General features: G+C 67.4%; 22 protein-coding genes. 18 read left to right on the top strand and 4 right to left on the bottom strand.

The genetic code is table 11. The features are described 5' to 3' along the window. Positions 1-71 precede the first annotated feature (71 nt). The 16 genes from EJO66_RS23980 (at position 72) to EJO66_RS23905 (ending at position 18,665) form a co-directional block, all read left to right on the top strand. Entirely contained in the window at positions 72-1,025 is a 954-nt protein-coding gene (locus EJO66_RS23980) for a branched-chain amino acid ABC transporter permease (protein WP_124957869.1), read from the top strand. A 4-nt stretch (positions 1,026-1,029) separates the two neighbouring features. Further along, positions 1,030-2,346: a branched-chain amino acid ABC transporter permease gene (locus EJO66_RS23975; protein ID WP_124957870.1), complete on the top strand. Its 1,317-nt coding sequence runs from the start codon at positions 1,030-1,032 to the stop codon at positions 2,344-2,346. Then, a complete protein-coding gene (locus tag EJO66_RS23970) occupies positions 2,346-3,122 on the top strand; it encodes an ABC transporter ATP-binding protein (RefSeq protein ID WP_124957871.1) in 777 nt (258 codons plus the stop codon). The genes EJO66_RS23975 and EJO66_RS23970 overlap by 1 nt, the downstream gene beginning before the upstream one ends. An 85-nt stretch (positions 3,123-3,207) precedes the next feature. Beyond that, positions 3,208-3,903: an ABC transporter ATP-binding protein gene (locus tag EJO66_RS23965; protein WP_124957872.1), complete on the top strand. Its 696-nt coding sequence runs from the start codon at positions 3,208-3,210 to the stop codon at positions 3,901-3,903. Between the two features lie 239 nt (positions 3,904-4,142). After that, entirely contained in the window at positions 4,143-6,248 is a 2,106-nt protein-coding gene (locus tag EJO66_RS23960; RefSeq protein WP_125966342.1) for a 3-hydroxyacyl-CoA dehydrogenase NAD-binding domain-containing protein, read from the top strand. Between the two features lie 23 nt (positions 6,249-6,271). Beyond that, positions 6,272-7,747 (top strand): M20 family peptidase, encoded by a 1,476-nt coding sequence (locus tag EJO66_RS23955; RefSeq protein WP_124957874.1) that lies wholly within the window; start codon positions 6,272-6,274, stop codon positions 7,745-7,747. 43 nt (positions 7,748-7,790) lie between these two features. Then, entirely contained in the window at positions 7,791-8,966 is a 1,176-nt protein-coding gene (locus EJO66_RS23950) for an acetyl-CoA C-acyltransferase (RefSeq protein ID WP_124957875.1), read from the top strand. 136 nt (positions 8,967-9,102) lie between these two features. Then, positions 9,103-10,956 carry an acyl-CoA dehydrogenase gene (locus EJO66_RS23945; RefSeq protein WP_124957876.1) on the top strand — a complete coding sequence of 618 codons (1,854 nt, stop codon included), beginning with the start codon at positions 9,103-9,105 and terminating at the stop codon, positions 10,954-10,956. Between the two features lie 2 nt (positions 10,957-10,958). Further along, on the top strand, positions 10,959-11,195 hold the full coding sequence (locus tag EJO66_RS23940) for a hypothetical protein (protein WP_124957877.1): 237 nt from the start codon (positions 10,959-10,961) through the stop codon (positions 11,193-11,195). Between the two features lie 58 nt (positions 11,196-11,253). Next, entirely contained in the window at positions 11,254-12,651 is a 1,398-nt protein-coding gene (locus tag EJO66_RS23935; RefSeq protein ID WP_125966341.1) for a DUF2252 domain-containing protein, read from the top strand. A 49-nt stretch (positions 12,652-12,700) separates the two neighbouring features. Next, positions 12,701-13,495, top strand: coding sequence for an SDR family oxidoreductase (locus EJO66_RS23930; RefSeq protein ID WP_125966340.1), 795 nt, complete (start codon positions 12,701-12,703; stop codon positions 13,493-13,495). Position 13,496: 1 nt separating this feature from the next. Further along, entirely contained in the window at positions 13,497-13,958 is a 462-nt protein-coding gene (locus EJO66_RS23925) for a PaaI family thioesterase (RefSeq protein WP_124957880.1), read from the top strand. A 22-nt stretch (positions 13,959-13,980) separates the two neighbouring features. Then, entirely contained in the window at positions 13,981-14,997 is a 1,017-nt protein-coding gene (locus tag EJO66_RS23920) for an NADP-dependent oxidoreductase (protein WP_124957881.1), read from the top strand. A gap of 31 nt (positions 14,998-15,028) precedes the next feature. Further along, the gene (locus EJO66_RS23915; RefSeq protein ID WP_124957882.1) at positions 15,029-16,669 is read left to right on the top strand and encodes an isovaleryl-CoA dehydrogenase; all 1,641 of its coding nucleotides are present in this window, start codon (positions 15,029-15,031) and stop codon (positions 16,667-16,669) included. Between the two features lie 33 nt (positions 16,670-16,702). Then, positions 16,703-17,641: a glutathione S-transferase family protein gene (locus EJO66_RS23910; protein ID WP_125966339.1), complete on the top strand. Its 939-nt coding sequence runs from the start codon at positions 16,703-16,705 to the stop codon at positions 17,639-17,641. A gap of 118 nt (positions 17,642-17,759) precedes the next feature. Continuing rightward, the gene (locus EJO66_RS23905) at positions 17,760-18,665 is read left to right on the top strand and encodes an SDR family oxidoreductase (RefSeq protein ID WP_012748016.1); all 906 of its coding nucleotides are present in this window, start codon (positions 17,760-17,762) and stop codon (positions 18,663-18,665) included. Between the two features lie 170 nt (positions 18,666-18,835). Here the strand turns inward: EJO66_RS23905 and EJO66_RS23900 are convergent, their stop codons facing one another. Further along, positions 18,836-19,762, bottom strand: a complete 927-nt coding sequence (locus EJO66_RS23900; protein WP_124957884.1) for a LysR substrate-binding domain-containing protein — start codon at positions 19,760-19,762, stop codon at positions 18,836-18,838. 100 nt (positions 19,763-19,862) lie between these two features. On the opposite strand from EJO66_RS23900, the gene EJO66_RS23895 reads away from it, so the two are divergent. Next, complete coding sequence (locus EJO66_RS23895) at positions 19,863-20,582, top strand: FMN-dependent NADH-azoreductase (protein WP_124957885.1); 720 nt, start codon at positions 19,863-19,865, stop codon at positions 20,580-20,582. Here the strand turns inward: EJO66_RS23895 and EJO66_RS23890 are convergent. After that, the gene (locus tag EJO66_RS23890) at positions 20,549-21,580 is read right to left on the bottom strand and encodes an aldo/keto reductase (RefSeq protein WP_124957886.1); all 1,032 of its coding nucleotides are present in this window, start codon (positions 21,578-21,580) and stop codon (positions 20,549-20,551) included. The two genes, EJO66_RS23895 and EJO66_RS23890, sit on opposite strands and share 34 nt — an antisense overlap. A gap of 39 nt (positions 21,581-21,619) precedes the next feature. Next, positions 21,620-22,813, bottom strand: a complete 1,194-nt coding sequence (locus EJO66_RS23885; protein WP_125966338.1) for an MFS transporter — start codon at positions 22,811-22,813, stop codon at positions 21,620-21,622. Between the two features lie 93 nt (positions 22,814-22,906). Between EJO66_RS23885 and EJO66_RS23880 the strand changes: the two genes are divergently transcribed. Beyond that, positions 22,907-23,869: a LysR family transcriptional regulator gene (locus EJO66_RS23880; RefSeq protein ID WP_124957888.1), complete on the top strand. Its 963-nt coding sequence runs from the start codon at positions 22,907-22,909 to the stop codon at positions 23,867-23,869. On the opposite strand, the gene EJO66_RS23875 is transcribed toward EJO66_RS23880, so the two are convergent. After that, positions 23,818-24,588 (bottom strand): fumarylacetoacetate hydrolase family protein, encoded by a 771-nt coding sequence (locus EJO66_RS23875; protein ID WP_124957889.1) that lies wholly within the window; start codon positions 24,586-24,588, stop codon positions 23,818-23,820. The two genes, EJO66_RS23880 and EJO66_RS23875, sit on opposite strands and share 52 nt — an antisense overlap. Between the last annotated feature and the right edge of the window lie 19 nt (positions 24,589-24,607).

Below are 24,607 nucleotides of genomic sequence, written 5' to 3'. Positions count from 1 at the left end.
GCGCGCCGACCGGTCGAGGCCCGACTTCAACACTCGGGCCTTTTTCTTTTCTTACCTGACACGAAAGACCGATGAACGTCGAATTCTTCGTCATCTCGCTGCTCAACGGCGTCAGCTACGGACTGCTGCTGTTCATGCTGAGCTCCGGCCTTACGCTGATCTTCAGCATGATGGGCGTGCTCAACTTCGCGCACGCCAGCTTCTACATGCTCGGCGCCTACATCGCCTATACGCTGTCCGGCATCGTCGGCTTCTGGCCGGCGCTGTTCATCGCGCCGCTGCTGGTGGGCTTTCTGGGCGCCGCCTTCGAGCGCTACAGCCTGCGCCGGGTCCACAAGTTCGGCCATGTGCCGGAACTCCTGGTGACCTTCGGGCTTTCTTACCTCATCCTGGAACTGGTGCAGCTCGCCTGGGGACGCTCGACCGTGCCCTACGGCCTGCCGCCGCAGCTGCAGGGGCCGCTGTTCTCGCTGTACGGCACGCAGTTTCCGAAGTCGCGCTCCTTCATCATGCTGGTGGCCGTGCTGATGCTCATCTCGGTGTGGCTGCTGCTCACGCGCACGCGCATCGGCCTGGTGATCCAGGCGGCGCTCAAGCATCCCGACATGGTCGAGGCGCTGGGCCACAACGTGCCGCGCGTCTTCATGCTGGTGTTCGGCGGCGGTGCCGCGCTCGCGGGCCTTGCGGGCGTGGTGGGCGGCAACACCTACGTCACCGAACCCGCGATGGCGGCCTCGGTCGGCTCGATCATCTTCGTGGTGGTGGTGGTGGGCGGCATGGGCTCGCTGGCCGGCGCATTCCTGGCGTCGCTTCTGATCGGCATCGTCCAGACTTTCGCGGTAGCCATGGACCAGTCGTTCGCCGGCGGCCTGCAGATGCTGGGCTTCACCGTGACCGACCAGACCTTCGGCTACGAGCTGCTCAAGCTCACGATCTCGCAGGTCGCGCCGATCCTGCCGTACCTGTTCCTGGTGCTGATTCTCATCTTCAGGCCCAAGGGTCTTCTTGGCACCCGGGAGGACTGAAGCCATGACAACGACAACAACCACGACCCCGACGCAGTACTACCGCTTCAAGCCCTGGAACATCGGGCGCTTCCTGATCTGGTCGCTGTTCGCGATCGTGCTGATCGTCTCGCCGCTGATGTTCAAGAGCAGCCTGGCGCTCACCATGCTCTCGCAGATGGGTTACCTGATCATCATCTGCCTGAGCTACAACATCCTGCTGGGACAGGGCGGCATGCTGAGCTTCGGCCATGCCGTCTACGTCGGGCTCGGTTCCTTCCTTGCCATCCACGTGATGAACATGGGCGACAAGGGCGGGCTGCAGATTCCGCTCGTGGCCATTCCCCTGGTGGGCGGCCTGGCCGGCATGTTCTTTGCCATCCTGCTGGGCTTCGTCACCACGAAGAAGTCGGGCACCACCTTCGCGATGATCACTCTGGGCATCGGCGAGCTGGTGGCCTCCATGGCGCTGATGTTCCCGAGCTTCTTCGGCGGCGAGGGCGGCATCACCACCGACCGGGTCTACGGCCCGACTTTCTTCGGCTTCAACTTCGGCCCGCAGATCCAGGTGTACTACCTGATCGCCGCCTACTGCTTCGTCTGCACCGCGCTCATGTATGCCTTCACCGGCACGCCGCTCGGCCGCATGCTGAACGCGGTGCGCGACAACCCGGAGCGCGTGGAGTTCATCGGCTACAACACGCAGCGCGTGCGGTACTTCGCCTTCATCATCGCGGGCTTCTTCGCGGGCATTGGCGGCGGGCTGGCGTCGATCAACTTCGAGATCGTGAATGCGGCCGACAGCCTGAGCGCCATCCGCTCGGGCGGCTACCTGCTGTTCACCTTCCTGGGCGGCGCGGTGTTCTTCTTCGGGCCGATCATCGGCGCGGTGCTGCTGGTGTTCGCGTCGATCCTGCTGTCAGAGCTCTCGAAGGCCTGGCAGCTCTATTTCGGCCTGGTGTTCGTGTTCATGGTGATGTTCGCGCCCGGCGGCATCGCCAGCCTGGTGATGATGAACCTGAGGGTCGCCAAGTTCGGCAAGTTCGGCCGCTTCTGGCTGCTGTACGTCGCGCTGGCCGTGGCGCTGGTGCCGGTGGTGGTCGGCGCTGCCGCGCTGATCGAGATGATCTATCACATCCAGTTGAACTCGGCGCTCGGACCCACCCTGAACTTCTTCGGTGTGGCGCTCGACACCTCGGGCACGGCAAGCTGGCTTGGCGCCGCCGCGATCCTGGCCGTGGGCCTGGCAGCGCTGGAGGTGGCGCGCCGCCGCTTCGTGCGTGCCTGGGGCCAGGCGCAGGAAGAGATCGAAGCAGAAATCAAGCGCCGGGAGGCTGCGTAATGAGCGCGCAATTCGCATTGGAACTGAAGTCGCTGCGCAAGAATTTCGGCAAGACCGAGATCATCCGCGGCGTGGACCTGGCCGTAAAGGCCGGGGAACGCGTGGCCATCATCGGCCCGAACGGGGCGGGCAAGTCGACGCTGTTCAACCTGATCAGCGGGCGGCTCGCGCCCACGAGCGGCGAGGTGCTGCTGAGCGGCCAGCGCATCGATGGCAAGAAGCCCTACGAGATCAACCGGCTGGGCCTGTCGCGCAGCTTCCAGATCACCAACATCTTCCCGAAGCTCAGCGTGTTCGAGAACCTGCGCTGCGGCGTGCTGTGGAGCCTGGGCTACCGCTACACCTTCCTGCGCTTTCTCTCGAACCTGGACGATGCCAACGCGCGCACCGAAGAGCTCATCAAGCAGATCGGCCTGCAGCGCAAGCGCGACGTGCATGCGGTGAACCTCACCTATGCGGAGCAGCGCGCGCTCGAGATCGGCGTGACCATTGCGGGCGGCGCCGGCGTCATTCTCCTGGACGAGCCGACGGCCGGCATGAGCAAGACCGAGACGGCGCACTTCATCTCGCTGATCAAGCACGTGACGGTCGGCAAGACGCTGCTGACGGTGGAGCACGACATGGGCGTGGTCTTCGGGCTGGCCGACAAGATCGCGGTGGTGGTGTATGGCGAGGTCATTGCCTTCGACACGCCTGCTGCCGTTCGTGCGAATGCACGCGTGCAGGAGGCTTACCTGGGCTCCTCGGTCGCCGACGCACAGGGGGCGGGACACTGATGCCCCCACTCTCATCACTTCGTGTATTCGCTGCCCCCCCAAGGGGGCGCGGCCTCCCTTGGGGCGGCCCGGCGGGAGACCTGACATGCTGAAGCTTCACGACATCCACGCCTACTACGGCAAGAGCCATGTGCTGCATGGCGTTTCCTTCAACGTGGGCGCCGGCGAGATCGTCGCGCTGCTGGGCCGCAACGGCTCGGGCCGCTCGACCACCGCCAAGGCCATCATGGGCCTGGTGCATGCCGAAGGCACGCTGCGCTGGAAGGACCAGGACATCCTGCGCCGGAAGGCCTACGAGATCGCGCATCTGGGCATCGGCTACGTGCCCGAGAACCGCGACATCTTTCCCAAGCTCACGGTGCACCAGAACCTGCTCTTGGGCCAGAAGGGCACGGGCAAGGGAAGCCGCTGGTCCTTCGACGACATGTACGGCATGTTCCCGCGCCTGAAGGAGCGCCAGCACACCGAGGCCGGCGTGCTCTCGGGCGGCGAGCAGCAGATGCTCACGCTGTGCCGCACGCTGATGGGCGACCCCGACCTGATCATCATCGACGAGCCCACCGAAGGCCTCGCACCCAAGATCGTCGAGCTGGTGGGGCAGTACCTGAAGACGCTCAAGGACAAGGGCATCTCGGTGCTGCTGATCGAGCAGAAGCTGACCATCGCGATGCAGATCTCGGACCGTGCGCTCGTCATGGGCCACGGCAGCATCGTGTTCGATGGCACGCCCGACAGCCTGCGTGCCGACGCAACCACTCGCAAAGAGTGGCTAGAGGTTTAGGGCTCACCCCCAGGCTTCGCGCACTTCGTGTCGCTTCTCCCACCCCCTCGCCGGGGGCAACACCAGCGGCCCGGCAGAGCCGGTTCCGCGGTGTTTCTGGAATGGCCTGTAACCATTTCATGAGTCTTGTCTCGACAGCGACTGCGTGCCATTGTTGAGCCACGCGAAACGCCTAGAATCCCTCGAAAAAGAACACTCGTGCTTTTTCTTCTTTTTCTTCACACACCAAGGAACGCAGCATGACGGCTGAATACAAAGTGCTCGGCGATGTCGCCGTGATCACACTGACCAACCCTCCGGTCAACGGTCTCGGTTTCTCGACCCGCATCGGCATCACCGATGGGCTCGCGAAGGCCAATGCCGATGATGCCGTCAAGGCCATCGTCATCACCGGTGCCGGCAAGGCGTTCTCGGGCGGCGCGGACATCAAGGAATTCGGCACGCCCAAGGCGCTGCAGGAGCCCAACCTGCTGAGCGTGATCCTCGCGCTCGAGGCTTCGCCCAAGCCGATCGTCGCGGCGATCCATTCGGTGTGCATGGGCGGCGGCCTCGAGCTGGCGCTCGGCTGCCACTACCGCGTGGCGGCGCCCGGCACCAGCATTGCGCTGCCCGAGGTCAAGCTGGGCCTGATTCCCGGCGCCGGCGGCACGCAGCGCCTGCCGCGCGTGCTGGGCGTGGAGACCGCGCTCAACATGATCGTGAGCGGCGAGCCCGTCAAGAGCGAACTGCTGGCCAGCCTGCCGGGCCAGAAGCTGTTCGACAAGCTCGCCGCCTCGCCCGAATCGGTGTTCGAGGAAGCCGTTGCATTCGCCAAGGGCGTTGCGGGCAAGACCGGTGAAGCGCTGCCGCTGGTGCGCAACCTGCCGTGCAAGCACCCGCAGGGCGATGCCTACTTCCAGTTCGCGAAGAACATGGTCGGCGGCATGTCGAAGAACTACCCGGCGCCGCTCAAGTGCGTCGACGCGGTGCAGGCCGCCACCCGGATGAAGTTCGACGAAGGCATGGCCGAAGAGCGCCGGATCTTCACCGCGCTGATGTTCACGCCCGAATCGCTGGCGCTGCGCCACCTGTTCATGGCCGAGCGCGCGGCCTCCAAGATCCCCGACGTGCCCGACGACACGCCCAAGCGAGAGATCAAGTCGGTGGGCGTGATCGGCGCCGGCACCATGGGCGGCGGCATCTCGATGAACTTCCTGAACGCGGGCATCCCCGTGAAGATTCTCGAGATGAAGCAGGAAGCGCTCGACCGCGGCATTGCGACCATCCGCAAGAACTACGAATCCCAGGTCAAGAAGGGCAAGCTCAAGCAGGACAAGTACGAGCAGCGCATGGCGCTTTTGAGCACCACGCTCGACTACAACGACCTGAAGGATGCCGACCTGATCATAGAAGCGGTGTTCGAGGAACTCGGCGTGAAGGAGAAGGTGTTCAAGGAGCTCGACCGCGTCGCCAAAAAGGGCGCCATCCTGGCTTCCAACACCTCGACGCTCGACGTCGACAAGATCGCAGCCTTCACCCAGCGTCCGCGGGACGTGGTCGGCATGCACTTCTTCAGCCCGGCCAACGTGATGAAGCTGCTCGAGGTGGTGCGCGGCAAGGAAACGGCCAAGGACGTCCTGGCTACGGTCATGGACATTGGCAAGAAGATCAGGAAGACGGCCGTGGTCTCGGGCGTGTGCGACGGCTTCATCGGCAACCGCATGATCGAGCAGTACTCGCGCCAGGCGGGCTTCCTGCTGGACGAGGGCGCCACGCCGCAGCAGGTCGACAAGGCCGTCGAGAAGTTCGGCTTTGCCATGGGCCCGTTCCGCATGGGCGACCTGGCCGGCAACGACATCGGCTGGGCGATTCGCAAGCGCCGCGCCGTGGAGTATCCGGACATGAAGTACAGCGGCACGGCCGACAAGCTCTGCGAACTGGGCCGCTTCGGCCAGAAGACTGGGGCAGGGTGGTACGACTACCAGGCCGGCAAGCGCGACGCGATTCCGTCGGAGCTCGTCAACAAGATGATCGAGGACCACCGCAAGGAACTGGGCATCACGCCGCGCAAGATCTCAGACGAAGAGATCGTGCAGCGCCTGGTCTATGCACTGGTCAATGAAGGCGCGCACATCCTGGAGGACGGCATTGCCTCGAAGGCGGGCGACATCGACATGGTGTACCTCACCGGCTATGGCTTCCCGATCTGGCGCGGCGGCCCCATGCACTACGCATCGCAGGTCGGCCTGTACAACGTGGCCGAAACCATGAAGCGCTTTGCCAGGAACCCGCGCGACGACGCCGAGTTCTGGCAGCCCGCGCCGCTGATCCAGAAGCTGGTCGCCGAAGGCAAGCAGTTCAGCTGACCGCGAAGGGATTCAGGCCGCCCATGTTGAAACGCATCTTTCTCGGGCTGCTGCTGGTGCTGCTGGCATTGGCGGCCGCCGTGGCGGTCAAGACCTGGACCACGCCATCGCGGCAGCTGGCGGTGGCGCCCGCACCCAGGCTGGACATCGACCTGCAGGCGGCCGCGAAGCGGCTGGCCGGCGCGATTCCGATCCGCACGGTGTCCAGCCTCGACGACCCGGCTGCGAACCTGGCCGAGTTCGACAAGCTGCATGCCTACCTCGCGCAGCAGTTCCCCAAGCTCCACGCCACCCTCAAGAAGGAAGTGGTCGGCAACAGGGCGCTGCTCTACACATGGGCCGGCAGCGATCCGCAGGCCAGGCCCGTCGCGCTGATGGCGCACCAGGACATGGTGCCCATCGCCCCGGGTACCGAGAAGGCTTGGACGGTCGACCCCTTCGCGGGCGAGATCAAGGATGGCTTCGTCTGGGGCCGCGGCACGCTCGACAACAAGAGCAACCTGTTCGCGCAGATGGAGGCCATCGAGCTGCTGGTCGCGAGCGGCTTCCAGCCGAGGCAGACCGTCTACCTCGTGATGGGTGACGACGAGGAGGTGAGCGGCCTGCGCGGCGCGCAGCCCATTGCCGAACTGCTCAAGTCGCGCAACGTGCGGCTCGACTGGGTGCTCGACGAGGGCCTGCTGATCCTCGACGGCGTGCTGCCCGGCCTGTCGAAGCCCGCGGCGCTCATCGGCCTGGCCGAGAAGGGCTACGGCACTTTCTTTCTCTCGCTCGACACCGCGCCCGGCCATTCGTCGATGCCGCCGCAGCGCAGCGCCATCGGCAGCATGAGCGCGGCGCTCGCGCGGCTCGAGGCCAACCCGATGCCCGGCGGCATCCGGGGCGTGGCGGCGCAGATGTTCGGCGCGCTCGCGCCCGAGATGGGCGGCGTCAACCGCGTGATGCTCTCCAACCTGTGGCTCACCGAGCCGCTGGTGCGCGGCCAGCTCGAGAAAAGCCCGAGCAGCAACGCAATGCTGCGCACGACCACGGCGCTCACCATCGTGCGCGCCGGCAACAAGGACAACGTGCTGCCCGGCCGCGCCGAGGCGGCGGTCAACTTCCGCATCCTGCCGGGCGACAGCATCGACAGTGTGGAAGCCCATCTGCGCAAGAGCCTGGGCAACGACGAGATCAAGATCAAGCGCTACCCCGGCAACTCGGAGCCTTCGCCCGTGTCGCCGACCGACAGCACGGGCTACCGCGCGATCCAGCAGGCGGTGCGCCAGTCGTTCCCCGATGTGGTGGTGGCGCCCGGCCTCATGACGGCCGCCACCGATTCGCGCCACTTCAGCCTCGTGAGCGATGCCGTCTACCGCTTCTCGCCGCTGCGCATGAAGGGCGAGGACCTCGCGCGCTTCCATGGCAACAACGAGCGCGTCTCCATCGCCAACTACGGCGAGATGATCGGCTTCTATCACCAGCTCCTGCGCAACGGCAACGCCGCGCCGGCGCAATGACGACCACAACCCTCTTTCCCTTCCATCTTCAAAGGACCTCACCATGACCAGCGCCGTCATCGTTTCCACCGCCCGCACGCCGCTCGCGAAGAGCTGGAAGGGTGCCTTCAACATGACGCACGGCGCCACGCTCGGCGGCCATGCCGTGCAGCACGCCATTGCGCGCGCCGGCATCGAAGCCGCCGAAGTCGACGACGTGATCATGGGCTGCGCCACGCCCGAGGGCGCCACCGGCTCCAACATCGCGCGCCAGATCGCGCTGCGCGCCGGCTGCCCGGTGACCACCTCGGGCATGACCATCAACCGCTTCTGCTCGTCGGGCCTGCAGACCATCGCCACCGCCGCCCAGCGCATCATCGCGGGCGAGGGCGAGGTGTACGTGGCTGGCGGCGTGGAGAGCATCTCGTGCGTGCAGAACGAAGCCAACAAGCACATGCTGGCTGACCCCTGGCTCGTGAAGCACAAGCCCGAGATCTACTGGAACATGCTGCAGACGGCCGAGCAGGTCGCCAAGCGCTACAACATCGGCCGCGACGCCATGGACGAGTACGGCGCCGCCAGCCAGCAGAAGGCCACCGCCGCGCTCGAGGCCGGCCGCTTCAAGGACGAGATCGCCCCCATCACCGTGCTGGCCGGCGTGGCCGATCCCGTGATGGGCCTGCGCACCAAGGAAGTCACCGTCGAGAACGACGAAGGCATCCGCCCCGGCACCACCAAGGAAGGCATCAGCGGCATCCGTTCGGCGCTGCCCGGCGGTCTGATCTCGGCGGGCAACGCGAGCCAGTTCTCCGACGGCGGCGGTGCCTGCGTGGTGGTCGACGAGAAGTACGCGCAGCAGAAGGGCCTGAAGCCGCTCGGCCGCTTCCTTGGCTTTGCCGTGGCCGGCTGCGAGCCCGACGAAATGGGCATCGGCCCGGTGTTCGCGATCCCGAAGGTGCTCAAGCGCCTGGGCCTCACGGTCAACGACATCGACCTGTGGGAACTCAATGAGGCCTTCGCGGTGCAGGTGATCTATTGCCGCGACAAGCTCGGCATTCCGGGCGACCGCCTGAACGTCGACGGCGGCGCCATTGCCGTGGGCCACCCCTACGGCGTGAGCGGCCAGCGCCTGACCGGCCATGCGCTCATCGAAGGCAAGCGCCGCGGCGCAAAGAAGGTGCTGGTCACGATGTGCATCGGCGGCGGCATGGGTGCCGCGGGCGTCTTCGAAATCATCTGACTTTCCCCCAGGCTGCGGCGCACTGCGTGTCGCCTCCGCCAACCCCCTTCCGGGGGCAACACCAGCGGCCCGGCAGAGCCGGTTCCGCGGTGTTCCTGGCACAGAACCCGCGCATCCATTCACACCGAGATCGATCATGAGCCTGCGTCCCACCATCGACTTCCTGCTCTACGACTGGCTCGACGCGGAATCGCTGAGCCAGCGCGAGCGCTTTTCAGACCATTCGCGCGAAACCTTCGATGCGGTGCTCGACACCTGCGAGCGCATTGCGCGCGAGAAGTACGCGCCGGCCAATCGCATCGTCGATACGCAGGAGCCGCACTTCGACGGCGAGAAGGTCGTGCTGCCCCAGGCCACGCACGATGCGCACAGGGCTTTTGTCGAATCGGGAATGATGAGCGCGGCGCAGGACTACGACGTCGGCGGCATGCAGCTGCCCTACACGCTGCAGGCCGCGGCCAACAGTTTCTTTGCGATGGCGTCGGTCAGCATCGGCTCGAACATGCTCACCAGCGGCAACGCCAACCTGCTGATGGTGCACGGCACCGAGATGCAGAAGGAAGTGTTCGCCAAGAACGAGTTCTCGGGCCGCTGGGCCGGCACCATGTGCCTGTCCGAGCCGCAGGCCGGCTCGTCGCTGAGCGACGTGGCCACGCGCGCCGTGCCCGATGGCGACGACTACCAGGGCGATCCGCTCGGGCCGCGCTATCGGCTCACGGGCAACAAGATGTGGATCTCGGCCGGCGACCACGAGCTCACCGAGAACATCGTGCACATCGTGCTGGCCAAGATTCCCGATGCCAGCGGCAAGCTGGTGCCGGGTACGCGCGGGATCTCGCTGTTCATCGTGCCCAAGCGCATGGTGAATACCCAAGGCGAGCTGACCGGCGAGCGCAACGACGTGGCGCTCGCGGGCCTCAACCACAAGCTCGGCTGGCGCGGCACCACCAATACGCTGCTGAACTTCGGCGAGGGCAAGTACCCGGTTGGCGGCAAAGCGGGCGCGGTGGGCTACCTCGTCGGCGAGCCCGGCAAGGGCCTGCACTGCATGTTCCACATGATGAACGAGGCGCGCATCGGCGTCGGCACGGCCGCCACCATGCTGGGCATGGCCGGCTACCACGCCTCGCTCGACTATGCGAAGACGCGGCCGCAGGGCCGGCTCGTGAAGAAGGCGGAGCAGCCCGGCACAGCGGTCGCGAAGGACTCGGCCAGCCCGCAGGTGCGCATCATCGAGCACGCCGACGTGCGCCGCATGCTGCTCGCGCAGAAGGCGTACTGCGAAGGCGCGCTCGCGCTGGAGCTGTACTGCGCGCGGCTGGTCGACGAGCAGAAAACCGGCGACGCGCAGGCCGCGGACGACGCGCGCCTGCTGCTCGAGGTGCTCACGCCCATTGCCAAGAGCTGGCCCAGCGAGTGGTGCCTCGAGGCCAATTCGCTGGCCATCCAGGTGCATGGCGGCTACGGCTACACGCGCGATTTTCCGGTGGAGCAGTACTGGCGCGACAACCGCCTGAACATGATCCACGAGGGCACGCACGGCATCCAGGCGGCCGACCTGCTGGGCCGCAAGGTCCTGATGGAAAAGGGCCGCGGCCTGCAGCTGCTGGGCGGGCGCATCGCCGAGACCATCGGCCGCGCCGCCAAGGTGCTCGCGCTCGCGGCGCATGCCAGGGCGCTGGAAGCCGCATGGCAGCGCATAGTCAGCGCCACCGAGGCCGCCTGGTCCACCGGCGATCCGGCCGACGCGCTGGCCAACGCCGTGCCGTACATGCAGGCCTTCGGCCACACCGTGCTGGCCTGGATCTGGCTGGACGTGGCGCGGCGGGCACTCGAGATCGATGCGGAAAAGGCGAGGGCGGTAACAGCTGGCAAGATAGGCGCCACGGACTACTTCTTCCACTACGAGCTGCCGAAAATCGGTGCCTGGCTCAACGTGGTCGAGAGCCGCGACCCCACCTGTACAGCATTGCCCGAGGACGCTTTTTGACAATGGCCAACGCCGCTCCCAACAACACGCCCAACCCCGTCAAGCCGCCGAAGCCGCATGCACGGCTCGAGAAGTGGATCTGGATCCTGATCTACGGCGGCCTGTTTCTCGTGATTCTCGGCATTGCCACGGGCCGCACCGAGCCGGCGCTCGGCTGGTCGATGGCCGTGCCCGGCGCCGTGGTCGCGCTGGTGGGCTTTGCGCTCATCTACGTGCGCTCGCGCCTCGACGACAAGTAGGCGCAGGAAGGCCTCGCCATGCTCATGAAACCCTTCGTCGGTGTGGTGCGCCTGGCCCATGAAGCCTGAACCCCGCGCGCCCGACGCCAAGGCTTCGCCCGCCGACCGGCGGGCATTCGGCCGCGCACAGCGTGCCCATTGCGCGCTCGACCAATGGGCGGATGCGCCCAAGCCCGATGCGGCCGGCCGCGATCCGCTCGGATGGCTGAAGGCATCCAATCGCGGCCGGGTGCCCGAACTGGTGCCGGTGCGCCACGGCCGCATGCTGGCCACCCCGTTCACCTTCTACCGCGGCGCCGCAAGCCTGATGGCGAACGACCTGGCGAGACTGCCGCACAGCGGCATCGCGACACAGCTGTGCGGCGATGCGCACCTTGCGAACTTCGGCTTCTTCGCCAGCCCCGAGCGCTCCCTCGTCTTCGACATCAACGACTTCGACGAAACCCTGCAGGGTCCCTTCGACTGGGATGTGCGCCGGCTCGCCACCTCGTTCGTCGTGGCTGCGCGCGATCTCGGCTTCAAGCCGCGCGTCGGGCGCGACGCGGTGCGGCAAATGGCCGAGGCGTACCGCGACCGCATGCGCCGCTTTGCGCGGATGGACACGCTGGATGCCTGGTACGCACGCCTCACCTCGCAAACGCTGCTGAAGCTCGGAGCCGAGGATGCGACCGAGCTCGCGGTCATCAAGAAGGCCCGGCACAGCACCTCGCGCGTGTTCGCCGAAGAGGCGACCGAGATGGTTCAGGGCCGTCTCATGGTGCGCGACCGGCCGCCGTTCGTGTACCACGACGCCAAGGCCACCGCGCGCGAGATCGGCCGCTTTCGCGCTGGGTTGCCGGCGTTCCTGGCGCAATACCGCACCAGCCTGACGCCCGAGCGCCAGCGGCTGTTCGACCGCTACGAGCTGCACGACGTTGCGGTGCTGACGCCCGGTGTCGGTTCGGTGGGCCGGCGCTGCTTCCTGTTGCTGCTGGTGGCCGACCAGATCCATCCCCTGTTCCTGCAGTGCAAGGAGGCCGGCGAATCGGTGCTCGAAGCCCACCTGGGCCCGGCGCCGGGTTCGGGCTCTCCGGGCCAGCGCGTGGTGCAGGGGCAGCGGCTGGCACAGGCCGCCAGCGACGTTTTCCTCGGCTGGGCCGAGGCGCAGGGCGGACGCGGCTTCTATGTGCGCCAGCTGCGCGACATGAAGGCTTCCTACAAGCTCGAAGACTTCAAGCCGGTCGACCTGGCCGAGTTTGCCGAAGCCTGCGGCTACAGCCTGGCACGCGCGCATGCCAAGGGCGGCGACGCCTGGTCCATCGCCGGCTACCTCGGGCGCTCCAGGACCTTCAATACTGCGCTCGCGGACTTCGCCGAGGCCTATGCCGATATCAACCAGGCTGACTGGCGCCAGCTGAAAAAAGCAGTGGCGTCGGGCAAGGTCGCGGCGGTCGAGGCCGCCAGCACCGATTCGTAGCGGCCTCGGACCGCGAACCTTCTTTCACATCGACTCCGGAGACACAGACATGACACCCCGCACCACCAGACAACTCTTCGACCTCAGCGGCAAGACCGCCCTCATCACCGGCGGCTCGCGCGGCCTGGGCCTGCAGATGGCGCATGCGCTCGGCGAGGCCGGCGCGAAGATCATGCTGAGCTCGCGCAAGGCCGACGACCTGGAGCAGGCCGCGGCCGAACTGCAATCGGCCGGCATCGACGCGCGCTGGATCGCCGCCGACTGCTCGAAGGAAGAAGACACGCGCCGCCTGGCCGACGAGACGCTGCAGCGCATGGGCGCGATCGACATCCTCGTGAACAACGCGGGCGCCAGCTGGGGCGCGCCGGCCGAGAGCCATCCGGTCGAGGCCTGGGACAAGGTGATGAACCTCAACGTGCGCGGCTATTTCATCCTGTCGCAGCATGTGGCCAACGGCTACATGATCCCGAAGAAGACGGGACGCATCATCAACATCGCCTCGATCGCGGGCCTCAACGGCAACCCGCCCGAGATGCAGACGCTGGCCTACAACACTTCGAAGACCGCCGTGATCGGCTTCACGCGCACGCTCGCGGCGGAATGGGGCAAGTACAACATCAACGTGAATGCGATCTGCCCGGGCTTCTTCATGACCAAGATGGCGGCGGGGCTGATCAAGTCGCTGGGCGAGGAAAAGATGGCCTCGCATGCGCCGCTTGGCCGCCTGGGCGACGACGAAGACCTGAAGGGCTTGACGCTGCTGTACGCGAGTGATGCCGGCAAGCACATCACCGGCCAGTGGCTGGCGGTGGATGGTGGTGTGAGCGTGGTGCTTGGTGCGTGAAATGGCTGAAGATTCCACCGACATCAACATCCTCTCCTACACGAGCCAGATCCCGTTCGCGCGGCACCTGGGCTTCGAGCTCACCAAGTTCGAGGGCGGCGAGTCCGAGATCATCTACACCGCCAAGCCCGAACATCTCAACACCTTCGACGTGACGCACGGCGGTGCCTGCATGACGCTGCTGGACATCACCATGGCGGCAGCGGCGCGCAGCGTGGCGCCCGAGACGGGCGTGGTCACCATCGAGATGAAGACCAGCTTCATGCAGCCCTCGGTCGGGCCGCTGCATGCGCGCGGCACGCTGATCCACCGCACCGCAACGCTGGCCTTCACCGAGGCCAAGATCTACGACGAGCTGGAGCGCGTGTGCGCGCACGCCACGGGCACCTTCAAGTACGTGAAGCGCCGGCTGCCCACAGGCCCCGCGAGCGCCAACGCGATGCGCCCGCCTTCCACCGATTAATTGCATTCTTCCGGAGATACTCATGCCTACGAACAAACAGATCCACCTCGACAACCGCCCCGACGGCGAAGCCGTTGCCGGCAACTTCAAGCTGGTGACCGCCGAGACGCCCGCACTCAAGGACAACCAGGTGCTGGTGCGCCACCACTACATGAGCCTCGACCCCTACATGCGCGGGCGCATGAACGATTCCAAGAGCTATGCCCAGCCGCAGCCCCTGGGCCAGGTCATGCAGGGCGGCACGGCCGGCGAGGTGGTAGAGAGCAAGCACCCCAAGTACGCCGTCGGCGACAAGGTGGTGGGCTTCGGCGGCTGGCAGGAATACAGCGTGGTCGATGCCTCGCAGCCCGGCGCGCTCAAGAAGGTCGACACCACGCAGGTGCCGCTGTCGCACTACCTCGGCGCGGTCGGCATGCCGGGCGTCACGGCTTGGTACGGGCTCGTGAAGATCATCGCGCCGAAGGCCGGCGAGACGATGGTCGTCACGGCCGCCAGCGGCGCGGTCGGCAGCGCCTTCGGTGCATTGGCCAAGGCGCGCGGCTGCCGCGTGGTGGGCATTGCGGGCGGGCCGGACAAGTGCAAATATGTGACCGACGAGCTTGGCTTCGATGCCTGCATCGATTACCGCCAGCACCCCGACGCCAAGAGCATGAGCGCCGCGCTCAAGGAAGCCTGCCCGAACGGCATCGACGGCTACTTCGAGAACGTGGGCGGCTACATCTTCGACGCCGTGCTGCTGCGCGCCAACGCCTTCTCGCGCGTGGCGCTGTGCGGAATGATCGCGGGCTACGACGGCCAGCCGCTGCCGCTCGCGAACCCGGCGCTGATCCTCATCAACCGCATGAAGATCGAAGGCTTCATCGTGAGCGAGCACATGGAGGTGTGGCCCGAGGCGCTGGCCGAGCTCGGTGCGCTGGTGGCCACCGGCAAGCTCAGGCCGCGCGAGTCGGTGGCGCAAGGCATCGAGGCTGCCCCTGAGGCCTTCCTGGGTTTGCTCAAGGGAAAGAATTTCGGCAAGCAGCTTGTCAAACTGATCTGAATGAGCTGAACGCACGGCAAGGAGGCCGGTTATGGAAACGACGCACGAGGTGTTCAACCAGCCCGAGCCGCTGGTGGGCTACAACCTCTTCGAAACCAACCGGCCCCTGCGCGATGCATTGAAGTTCAACGCACCGCAGCTGCAGGTGGCGCAGTTGCGGGAGCTGGGGGCCACCATCGGCTCGGCCGAGATGCAGGCGCATGCGCGGCTCGCCAACACCCATCCGCCCGAACTGCACACGCACGACCGCTTCGGCCGGCGCATCGACGAGGTGGAGTTTCATCCGAGCTATCACGTGCTCATGGCCGCCGCCGTGGGCGCAGGCCTGCACGGCACACCCTGGACGGGCACTTCGGCCTCGCCGCACGTGCTGCGGGCGGCCGGCTTCATGCTCTTCACCGAACTGGAGCCGTCGATCCTTTGCCCGGTCTCGATGACCTACGCGGCCACGCCCGCGCTGCGCAGCAATGCCGCCGTCTATGCCGACTGGGGCCCGAAGCTCGGCAGCCTCTGGTACGACCCGGCGCTTGCTTCGTTCAAGGACAAGCCCGGCGTGACCATGGGCATGGGCATGACCGAGAAGCAGGGCGGCTCCGACGTGCGCGCCAATACCACGCGCGCCGTGCGAGAGGCCGGCGACACCTGGGGCGAGCGCTACGCGATCACCGGCCACAAGTGGTTCTTCTCGGCGCCGATGTGCGATGCCTTCCTGGTGCTCGCGCAGGCGCCCGCCGGCCTGAGCTGCTTCTTCCTGCCGCGCGTGCTTCCCGACGGGAGCCGCAATGCCATCCACATCCAGCGCCTGAAGGACAAGCTCGGCAACAAGGCCAACGCGAGCTCCGAGGTCGAGTTCCACGGCGCCAGCGCATGGCTCGTGGGCGAAGAGGGGCGCGGCATTCCGCAGATCCTCGAGATGGGCACCATGACCCGGCTCGACTGCGCGCTGGGCACCAGCGGCCTGATGCGGCAGGCGCTTGGCATTGCGCTCAACCACGCGAGCCAGCGCATGGCCTTCGGCAAGCCGCTGATCGAGCAGCCGCTCATGAAGAACGTGCTGGCCGACCTGGCCCTCGAAAGCGAGGCCTCCACGGCGCTGGCCATTCGCCTCGCGCGCGCCTTCGACCAGCAGGCCGACGAGCATGAGCGCCTGATGGCGCGGCTGCTCACGCCGGTCGCCAAGTTCTGGATCTGCAAGCGCGGCAGCCACTTCGCCCAGGAAGCCATGGAATGCCTCGGCGGCAACGGCTACGTGGAAGAGGGCGGCGAAGGCATCATGGCGCGCATCTACCGCGAGATGCCGCTCAACTCGATCTGGGAAGGCGCCGGCAACATCATGGCGCTCGACCTGCTGCGCGGCCTGCGTAAGGGCGATGCGGTGGCCGCGTTGACCAGGGAGCTGGCGCCCGCGCGCGGCCAGCATGCGGCGCTCGACCGCCTGGCCGACGCGCTGCCGGCACGCATCGAGGCCATGGCTTCCGAGGCCGAGGCGCGACGCCTCGCGCAGGACGTGGCCCTGGCGGTGCAGGCTGCGTTGCTCGCGCAGACCGCGCCGCCGGCCGTCGTGGGCGCCTTCTGCGCATCGCGGCTGGGCGGCGACTGGGGCAATGCCTTCGGCACGCTGGGCGCGGGCAGCGATTTCGATTCGATCATCGAGCGTGCGCAGCCGCGCTGAGCTGCGCAACACTTCATCCACGGGAACCAGCACATGGCCGAACTCATCCTGCACCACTACAACACCTCCCCGTTCTCCGAGAAAGTGCGGCTCATCCTCGGCGCCAAGAAGCTGGCGTGGAAATCCGTGCTCATTCCGCCCGTCATGCCCAAGCCCGACGTGGAGGTGCTCACGGGCGGCTATCGCAAGACACCGTTCCTGCAGATCGGTGCGGACATCTACTGCGACAGCGCGCTGATCGCCGACGTGCTCGAGCACCTGCAGCCCGAAGCCACGCTCTACCCCGAGCCCGAGAAGGGCATGTCGCGCATCCTCGCGCAGTGGGCCGACACCACCCTGTTCTGGGCCGCCATGGCCTGGAGCATGCAGCCCAGGGGCGCGGCCGAGCTGTTCGCCAAGGCGCCGCCCGAGGCCGCCAAGGCTTTCGGCGAAGACCGCGCGAAAATGAGCACGGGCAACATGACGCGGCTGCGTCCGGCCGACGCCACCAGCGCCTACAAGTCGTACCTGCGCCGCCTGTCCGACATGCTCGACGACAAGCCCTACCTGCTGGGCGAGGTGCCGTGCATTGCCGACTTCTCGGTCTACCACCCGCTCTGGTACACGCGCCGCATCGACTCGGTGCGCGGCATCCTCGACCTCACGCCCGCGGTCATCGACTGGATGGACCGCATGGCCGCCATCGGCCATGGCGCCATCGAAAAATCCGGCTCGGACGAAGCCATCGCCGTCGCCAAGGCCGCCGCGCCGCACACGCTGCTGACCGACAGCACCTTTCAGGACGACCACGGCATCGCGCTGGGCAGCGCGGTCACCATTCGCGCCGAGAGCTTCGGCCTGGAGGAAACGCCCGGCACGCTGGTGGCCGCCACGCGCACGCACTACACGCTCGCGCGCAGCCACGAGCGCGTGGGCACGGTGCACGTGCACTTCCCGCGCATCGGCTATGTGCTGAAGAAAGCAGAGGCCTGAAGGAGGAGCAGAAGCGCCGGCATGGGGCACCTTCGTGACTGCGCTGCGGCGCGTTCCGTATTTCAATAGCGGCTCCAACCTCGGTCAGAGACATTCAACGCAAGAAGGACACCGGCAAATGATTCAGGACTTCAAGGGCAAGACGGCCGTACTCACCGGCGCGGGTTCGGGCTTCGGCCTCGAGTGCGCCCGCATCGGGGCTGCGCGCGGCATGAACCTCGTGCTGGTCGACGTGCAGCAGGACGCGCTCGACAAGGCCCGCGCCGAGATGGAAGCCGCCGGCGCGCAGGTGCTCGCCCGCAAGGTCGACGTGTCGGACGCCGCGCAGATGGAAGCCCTGGCCCTTGCGGTGAAAGAACGCTTTGGCGCGCCGCACTTCGTGTTCAACAACGCTGGCGTGGGCGCGGGCGGCCTGGTGTGGGAGAACACCGTGGCCGACTGGGAGTGGGTGCTGGGCGTGGACCTGTGGGGCGTGATCCACGGCGTGCGCCTGTTCACGCCGATGATGCTCGAGGCCGCCGCCAAGGACCCGGCCTACCGCGGCCACATCACCAACACGGCCAGCATGGCCGGCCTGCTCACGCCGCCCAACATGGGCATCTACAACGCAGCGAAAGCCGCGGTGGTGAGCCTGACCGAAACCTTGTACCAGGACCTGACGCTCGTCACAGATCAGATCGGCGCGAGCCTCCTGTGTCCGTACTTCGTACCGACCGGCATCACGAGCAGCGAACGCAACCGGCCGAACGCGCCCAAGGAAACCGAGCTCACCAAGAGCCAGCTGATCGGCCAGGCCATGAGCAACAAGGCGGTGAGCAGCGGCAAGATCACGGCGGCCGAGGTGGCGGCGAAGGTGTTCGACGCGATCAGCGACAACCAGTTCTACGTGTTCAGCCATCCGAAGGCGCTGGGCAACGTGAGGAGCCGCATGGAGAACATCGTGGCGGTGAAGAACCCGGCCGATCCGTTCCTCGAGCGGCCGGAGATCGGGCAGAAGTTGCGGGAGCAGTTGCGCGCGGGCTGAGCGCTCTTGTTCAGGGCGCGTGCACAGGCCACCGGGTACTCCCCTCCGCGAATGTCCCCGGCCTGCGGCCTCCTCCTTGATTTCGCTGCGGGGAGCACCCGATGCCCTGTGCACGAGGGCACGCTCGTCGTGCATCGCTGATCAACAACTGCTCTGCCCAACGCTCCCCGTCAACCCTCGGCAGCCTGCGAAGCAATCCACTCCCATACAGCGCGCACGGCAGGGTCGCCTTCATGCCCGGCAGCCACCGCGAGAAAGTAGCTGCCCGTGTCGAGCGCCGGGCCGAAGGGCTGCACCAGCGCGCCGCTGCGCAGTTCCTCGGCCGCAAGCGTGAGGCTCAGGAGCGCCACGCCGTGGCCCGCGAGCGCGGCAAGGATGGCGTGGGTCTCATCCGAGAACGACAGGCCCGCGGCCTTCATCGACCGGCCCCGCGGCGGCGCGAGTCCGGCTTCCTTGAACCAGCGCGGCCACAGCGCGGGCGCCGCTGCGCCCGGCTGCCAGTCACAATGGATCAGCTCGTGCCTCGGCAGATCGGCCGCGCGCTTCAGGCCCAGCATCGGGCTGCACAGCGGCGCGTAGCGCTCGGGCATCAGTTCGCGCGACACCAGGCCCGGCCAGTTGCCGCTGCCTGACCGCACGGCAATGTCGGCGCCGCCGCGTGCCAGGTCGACCAGCGTGTCGCTCGCATGCAGCCGCAGCTCGATGCCCGGGCAGGCCTTGCGAAAGGCCGCCATGCGCGGCAGCACCCAGCGGGCCGCAAAGGCGGTGTTGGTGGTGAGCGTGACGGCCTGCGGGGCCGACGGCTGGCGCAGCCTTTCGACGCCAGCCTCCAGTGCGTCGAAGCCCGCGCGCAGGTCGTCGAAGAGCCGCTCGCCCGCGGGCGTCAGCGCGAGCTGCCGCGTGAGCCGGCGGAACAGCGGCCGGCCGAGCGTGTCTTCGAGCGCGCGCACCTGGTGGCTGATGGCCGAGGGCGTGACCGAAAGCTCGAGCGCCGCGCGCTGGAAGCTCAGGTGCGCGGCCGCAGCTTCGAAGGCCCGCAGCGAGAGCAGGGGCGGCAGGCGACGGGGGCGCCGCACAGATGAGCCAATCTCGTTCATCGATGGAGAAATGATCGTTTGTCGAAGGTCATGCACGTCTCTAGATTCAAGACCTGCGCCGCCATTGTGGCAGCGCGGGACAGAACAGAGAAATTCATCCATGAACACAATGAACCTTCTTCACATCGACGCCAGCGCCCGCCCGGGCCGCTCCGGCATCGATCCCCATGGCTCGCACACGCGCCGGTTGTCCGCGCGCTTCGTCGAGCGCTGGCGCGAGGCGCGGCCGAACGACCGCGTCGACTACCTCGACGTGGGCCAGCGTCCGCCCGCGCATGTCGATGCCCGCTGGATCCACGCCGCCTTCACCGCACCCGCCGAGCGCGAGCCGTGGATGGCCGACGCGCTGGCCGAGAGCGACCGGCTGGTCGACCAGCTCGTGGCGGCCGACCTGATCGTGGTGGGCCTGCCGATGTACAACTTCAGCGTGCCCGCGCAGTTCAAGGCCTGGATCGACAACATCGTGCGCGTGGGCCGCACCTTCGGCTTCGACCGCGCGCGCGGCGCGGTGCCGTACTGGCCGATGCTCGCCGATGCGGGCAAGCGCATGGTGCTGCTCGGCGCGCGCGGCGACCACGGCTACGACCCGGGCGGGCGCATCGCGCACCTGAACCATGCCGAGCGCACGGTGCGCTCGGTGTTCGGCTACATCGGCATCACCGAGGTGTTCGAGGCGGCGGTGGAGTGCGACGAATTCGGCGGCGAGCAGCTGGCCGAGTCGCTGCGGCAGGCGGAGCAGAAGGTCGACGACCTGGTCGACCAGCTCACGGCCGAGCCGCAATCAGCTCACACGGCCACCGGACTGCGCTCGGCGAACTGACCGTTCCAGTACGGGTAGTAAGGGTAGGGCGGCGTCACCGCGCTGGCCGCATCGAGCCGCTTGATCTGCTCCGCGCTGAGCTGCCAGCCGAGCGCGCCGAGGTTCTGCCTGAGCTGCTCCTCATTGCGCGCACCGATCAGGACGCTCGACACGGTGGGTCGCTGCAGCAGCCAGTTGAGCGCGATCTGCGGCAGCGTCTTGCCGGTTTCCTCGGCCACCTGGTCCATGGCATCGACCACGCGGTACAGGCGCTCGTCATCCACGGGCGGCGCGAAGCCGGCGGTTTCGTGCAGCCGGCTTCCCGCAGGCAGCGGCTGGCCGCGCCGCACCTTGCCGGTCAGGCGGCCCCAGCCGAGCGGGCTCCAGACGATGGCACCCAGGCCCTGATCCATCCCCAGCGGCATCAGCTCGAATTCGTAGTCGCGGCCGATCAGCGAGTAGTAGGTCTGGTTGGCCACGAAGCGCTGCAGCCCGAGCCGTTCGGAGGCCGAGAGCGATTTCATCAGCTGCCAGCCCGAGAAGTTGGAGGCGCCGATCAGCCGCACCTTGCCGGCGCGCACCAGGTCGTCGAGCGTGTCGAGCACCATCTCGACCGGCGTCATCGCGTCGAAGGCGTGCAGCTGGAGGATGTCGATGTAGTCGGTGCCCAGGCGCTTGAGCGCGGCATCGGTCGCGGCGATCAGGTGGTGGCGCGAGGCGCCGACGTCGTTCGGCCCGTCGCCGGCACGCAGCGCGAGCTTGGTCGAGATGATGGCCTTGTCGCGCCGGCCCTTGAGCGCGGCGCCGAGGATCGATTCCGAAGCGCCGTTCGAATACACGTCGGCCGTGTCGAACAGCGTCACGCCGGCGTCCAGCGCCAGGTCGACGATGCTGCGTGCGCCTTCGACGTCGGTGTTGCCCCAGGCGCTGAAGAGCGGGCCCTGTCCGCCGAAGGTGCCGGCGCCGAAGCCGAGTGCAGGGACCTTGAAGCCCGAGCGGCCGAGAAAGCGTTGTTCCATGATGTCGTGTCTTTGTAGTCGTTGAAAAAAATGGGGAGTTCAGGCCTGCGCCGACGCGCAATCGGCCGCCCCGGCATTGCCGCTTTCGCGCCGGTCGAGCGAGCGGCTCCAGAGTGCGATCGCCAACCCCACGAGCGTGAGGAGCGCGGCCACCCAGCCGAGCGCGCGCAGGCCCGGGCCATGGTCGATGACCACGCCGCCCACCCAGGCGCCGAGCGCATTGCCCAGGTTGAAGGCCGCGATGTTGAGGCTCGACGCCAGGTTCTGGCCCGCGCCCGAGGCCTTCTCGAGCACGCGCAGCTGCATCGGCGCCACGGTGGCAAACGAAGCGATGCCCAGCAGGCCGACGAACACCACGGCGGTAAATGGCGTCCCGATGGCGAGCTGCATCGCGCCGAGCACCGCGGCCAGCGCCACCAGCGTGCCGAGCACGGCCGGCATGGTCGACCTGTCGGCCAGCCTGCCGCCGAGGATGTTGCCCACGGCCAGGCCGCCGCCGAACACCAGCAGGATCGGCGACACCGCCGATTCGGACAGGCCCGTGACCTGCGTGAGCAAGGGCTGGATGTAGGTGAACACCACGAACACGCCCGCGTAGCCGAGCACCGTCATCGCCAGGCCAAGCAGCACCTGCGGCCGCGCGAGCACCGCGAGTTCCTCGCGCAGCGGCGCCGGCCTGGCTTCGCTCTTGACGCGGGGCACGAACACGGCAAGCACCGCAAAGGCCAGCACGCCGATCAGCGTCACCGCCCAGAAGGTGGCGCGCCAGCCGTACTGCAGCCCGAGCCAGGCCCCGGCCGGCACGCCCAGCAGCATGGCGGCGGTGAGTCCGGTGAACATGATGGCGATGGCCGATGCGCGCCGTTCCGGCGCCACGAGCCCGGTGGCCACCACCGAGCCCACGCCGAAGAAGGTGCCGTGCGCGAGCGAGGTGACCACGCGCGCAGCCATCAGCAGTTCGTAGCTGGGCGCGAGCGCGCAGGCCAGGTTGCCGAGCGTGAAGATCGCCATCAGCGCGAGCAGCACGGTCTTGCGCGGCAGCTTGCGGGTGGCGATGGTCAGGATCGGCGCACCCACGGCCACCCCGAGCGCATAACCCGAGATCAGCAGGCCGGCGGCCGTGATGGAGACGTGGAGATCCGCCGAGACCTGCATCAGCAGGCCCATGATGACGAATTCGGTGGTGCCTATTCCGAAGGCACCGGCGGTAAGGGCGAGTAGAGCGATAGGCATGATGGCCTGTACTGTGCAGGCATCCGGCCTTGATGACTAGAATGCCGCTGCTACATGCACTTGTGAATTGAAGTCACATATAAGGAGCCCGCCATGCCGCGCATCGACGTCAACCGCTCCGGCGAAATGGAAGCCTTCGTGCAGGTGGTCGAGTCTGGCGGGTTCTCGGCCGCGGCGCGGCTGCTCGGCATGACGCCTTCCGCGGTGAGCAAGCTTGTGGCACGGCTCGAACTGCGGCTGGGCATCCAGCTGGTGTACCGCTCCACGCGCAAGCTGCAGCTCACGCCTGAAGGCCTGCATTTCTACGAGCGCAGCACGCGCGTGCTCGCCGACATGGACGAGGCCGAGCGCTGCGCCGCCGCGGGTGCCGCGCCGCGCGGGCGCGTGAGCATCAACGCGAGCGTGTCCTTCGGGCACCACAAGCTGGTGCCGCTGGTGCCGCGCCTGCTCGAGCTGCATCCGCAGATCACGCTGGACATCGCGCTCACCGACCGCATCGTCGACCTGATGGACGAGCGCGCCGACATCGCGATCCGCTGGGGCCAGCTGCCGCCGTCCGACCTGGTGGCGCGGCGCCTGGGCGAGACCAGCCAGTCCATCGTGGCCTCGCCCGGCTATCTTGCGAAGTACGGCACGCCGCACACGCCGCAGGAACTGGAAGCGCACAACCGCCTGGGCTGGTCCTACCGGCGCAATACGCCCGACTGGCCGCTGCGCGTGGACGGGCGAATGATTGCGCTGCCCGTGGCCGGGCCGGTGCGCGCGGGCGATGGCGAAACCCTGCGCCAGCTGGCCATTGCCGGCGCGGGCGTGGCGCGGCTGTCGCTGTATCACATCCAGCACGACGTCGATGCCGGCCGGCTGGTGCCGCTGCTCGAGGAATTCAACCCCGGCGAGGTGGAGCCGATCCACGCGGTGTACATCGGCAAGGCCGGCACCCTGCCGGCGCGCGTGCGCGCGGTGCTCGACTTCCTGGTGGCGTGCTCGGGCGTGGGAGGAGGGCGCTACACGCTCAAGCGCAGCGCGCCGATGCCCGCGAACTCCACCACTACCTGATCGCCGCGGCGGCAGGGCACGATGCCGACCCACGAGCCGGTGGTGACCACGGTGCCGGCCGGCGCCGCCTGCCCGTGCCGCGTGACGTGGCGCAGCCAGACCGGCAGCAGCCACGCAGGGTCGGCCAGCGGATGGGTGCCTTCGCGCACCACGGTTTCGGCGCTGCCGACTTTCGTTTCGCAGCGCTGCGAAGCCCAGTCGACGGCCGCATAGGGCTGCCACTCGCCGATGGCAAGCGCGCCATGCACCTGCGAATCGGCCAGGCGCAGCAAGGCGGGCGTGGCGGCGAGGTCCTGCCAGCGCGAATCGACGATCTCCACCGAGACCGCCATGGCATCGATGAGCGAAGCCGCATCGCCGTGGTCGAGCTTCGCGGCCAGGGCGGGCGTCACGTCCTGCCCGAGGCGCAGCGCGATCTCGGCCTCGATACCGGGCACGTGAAAGGCAAGGTCGCTGAAATCCGCCGGGCCCGTGCGCACGCCGGCCGGGGGCAGCGGCGCATGCGTGAGCGTGGCGCTGCGCGAGGCGCCGCCGGATTTCCAATGGCGGGGCACGGCCTGGTCGCCGAACCAGGCCAGCGCCGAAGCGACGGCGTCCTGCACTTCATAGGCCTGGTCGGCCGTCTCCAGCGTGCCGAGCCAGGGCGTGGCATCGAGCGTCTGGTTGCTTTGGCGGGCCCGGATCAGGGCGTTGGCGAGGGCGGTCATTGAAGGGGTCATGGGAGGGATTGTCTTCGCT

Origin of the sequence: Variovorax beijingensis, assembly GCF_003951285.1 — a bacterium.
In the GTDB taxonomy this organism is placed as follows: domain Bacteria; phylum Pseudomonadota; class Gammaproteobacteria; order Burkholderiales; family Burkholderiaceae_C; genus Variovorax; species Variovorax beijingensis.
This window is presented reverse-complemented; position numbering and strand designations above follow the sequence as displayed.

What these genes read in the sequence shown, in the direction of transcription:
- EJO66_RS23980 (WP_124957869.1), top strand. Translation starts at nt 72, where the DNA reads ATGAACGTCGAATTCTTCGTCATCTCGCTGCTCAACGGCGTCAGCTAC.
- EJO66_RS23975 (WP_124957870.1), top strand. Translation starts at nt 1,030, where the DNA reads ATGACAACGACAACAACCACGACCCCGACGCAGTACTACCGCTTCAAG.
- EJO66_RS23970 (WP_124957871.1), top strand. Translation starts at nt 2,346, where the DNA reads ATGAGCGCGCAATTCGCATTGGAACTGAAGTCGCTGCGCAAGAATTTC.
- EJO66_RS23965 (WP_124957872.1), top strand. Translation starts at nt 3,208, where the DNA reads ATGCTGAAGCTTCACGACATCCACGCCTACTACGGCAAGAGCCATGTG.
- EJO66_RS23960 (WP_125966342.1), top strand. Translation starts at nt 4,143, where the DNA reads ATGACGGCTGAATACAAAGTGCTCGGCGATGTCGCCGTGATCACACTG.
- EJO66_RS23955 (WP_124957874.1), top strand. Translation starts at nt 6,272, where the DNA reads ATGTTGAAACGCATCTTTCTCGGGCTGCTGCTGGTGCTGCTGGCATTG.
- EJO66_RS23950 (WP_124957875.1), top strand. Translation starts at nt 7,791, where the DNA reads ATGACCAGCGCCGTCATCGTTTCCACCGCCCGCACGCCGCTCGCGAAG.
- EJO66_RS23945 (WP_124957876.1), top strand. Translation starts at nt 9,103, where the DNA reads ATGAGCCTGCGTCCCACCATCGACTTCCTGCTCTACGACTGGCTCGAC.
- EJO66_RS23940 (WP_124957877.1), top strand. Translation starts at nt 10,959, where the DNA reads ATGGCCAACGCCGCTCCCAACAACACGCCCAACCCCGTCAAGCCGCCG.
- EJO66_RS23935 (WP_125966341.1), top strand. Translation starts at nt 11,254, where the DNA reads ATGAAGCCTGAACCCCGCGCGCCCGACGCCAAGGCTTCGCCCGCCGAC.
- EJO66_RS23930 (WP_125966340.1), top strand. Translation starts at nt 12,701, where the DNA reads ATGACACCCCGCACCACCAGACAACTCTTCGACCTCAGCGGCAAGACC.
- EJO66_RS23925 (WP_124957880.1), top strand. Translation starts at nt 13,497, where the DNA reads ATGGCTGAAGATTCCACCGACATCAACATCCTCTCCTACACGAGCCAG.
- EJO66_RS23920 (WP_124957881.1), top strand. Translation starts at nt 13,981, where the DNA reads ATGCCTACGAACAAACAGATCCACCTCGACAACCGCCCCGACGGCGAA.
- EJO66_RS23915 (WP_124957882.1), top strand. Translation starts at nt 15,029, where the DNA reads ATGGAAACGACGCACGAGGTGTTCAACCAGCCCGAGCCGCTGGTGGGC.
- EJO66_RS23910 (WP_125966339.1), top strand. Translation starts at nt 16,703, where the DNA reads ATGGCCGAACTCATCCTGCACCACTACAACACCTCCCCGTTCTCCGAG.
- EJO66_RS23905 (WP_012748016.1), top strand. Translation starts at nt 17,760, where the DNA reads ATGATTCAGGACTTCAAGGGCAAGACGGCCGTACTCACCGGCGCGGGT.
- EJO66_RS23900 (WP_124957884.1), bottom strand. Translation starts at nt 19,762, where the DNA reads ATGAACGAGATTGGCTCATCTGTGCGGCGCCCCCGTCGCCTGCCGCCC.
- EJO66_RS23895 (WP_124957885.1), top strand. Translation starts at nt 19,863, where the DNA reads ATGAACACAATGAACCTTCTTCACATCGACGCCAGCGCCCGCCCGGGC.
- EJO66_RS23890 (WP_124957886.1), bottom strand. Translation starts at nt 21,580, where the DNA reads ATGGAACAACGCTTTCTCGGCCGCTCGGGCTTCAAGGTCCCTGCACTC.
- EJO66_RS23885 (WP_125966338.1), bottom strand. Translation starts at nt 22,813, where the DNA reads ATGCCTATCGCTCTACTCGCCCTTACCGCCGGTGCCTTCGGAATAGGC.
- EJO66_RS23880 (WP_124957888.1), top strand. Translation starts at nt 22,907, where the DNA reads ATGCCGCGCATCGACGTCAACCGCTCCGGCGAAATGGAAGCCTTCGTG.
- EJO66_RS23875 (WP_124957889.1), bottom strand. Translation starts at nt 24,588, where the DNA reads ATGACCCCTTCAATGACCGCCCTCGCCAACGCCCTGATCCGGGCCCGC.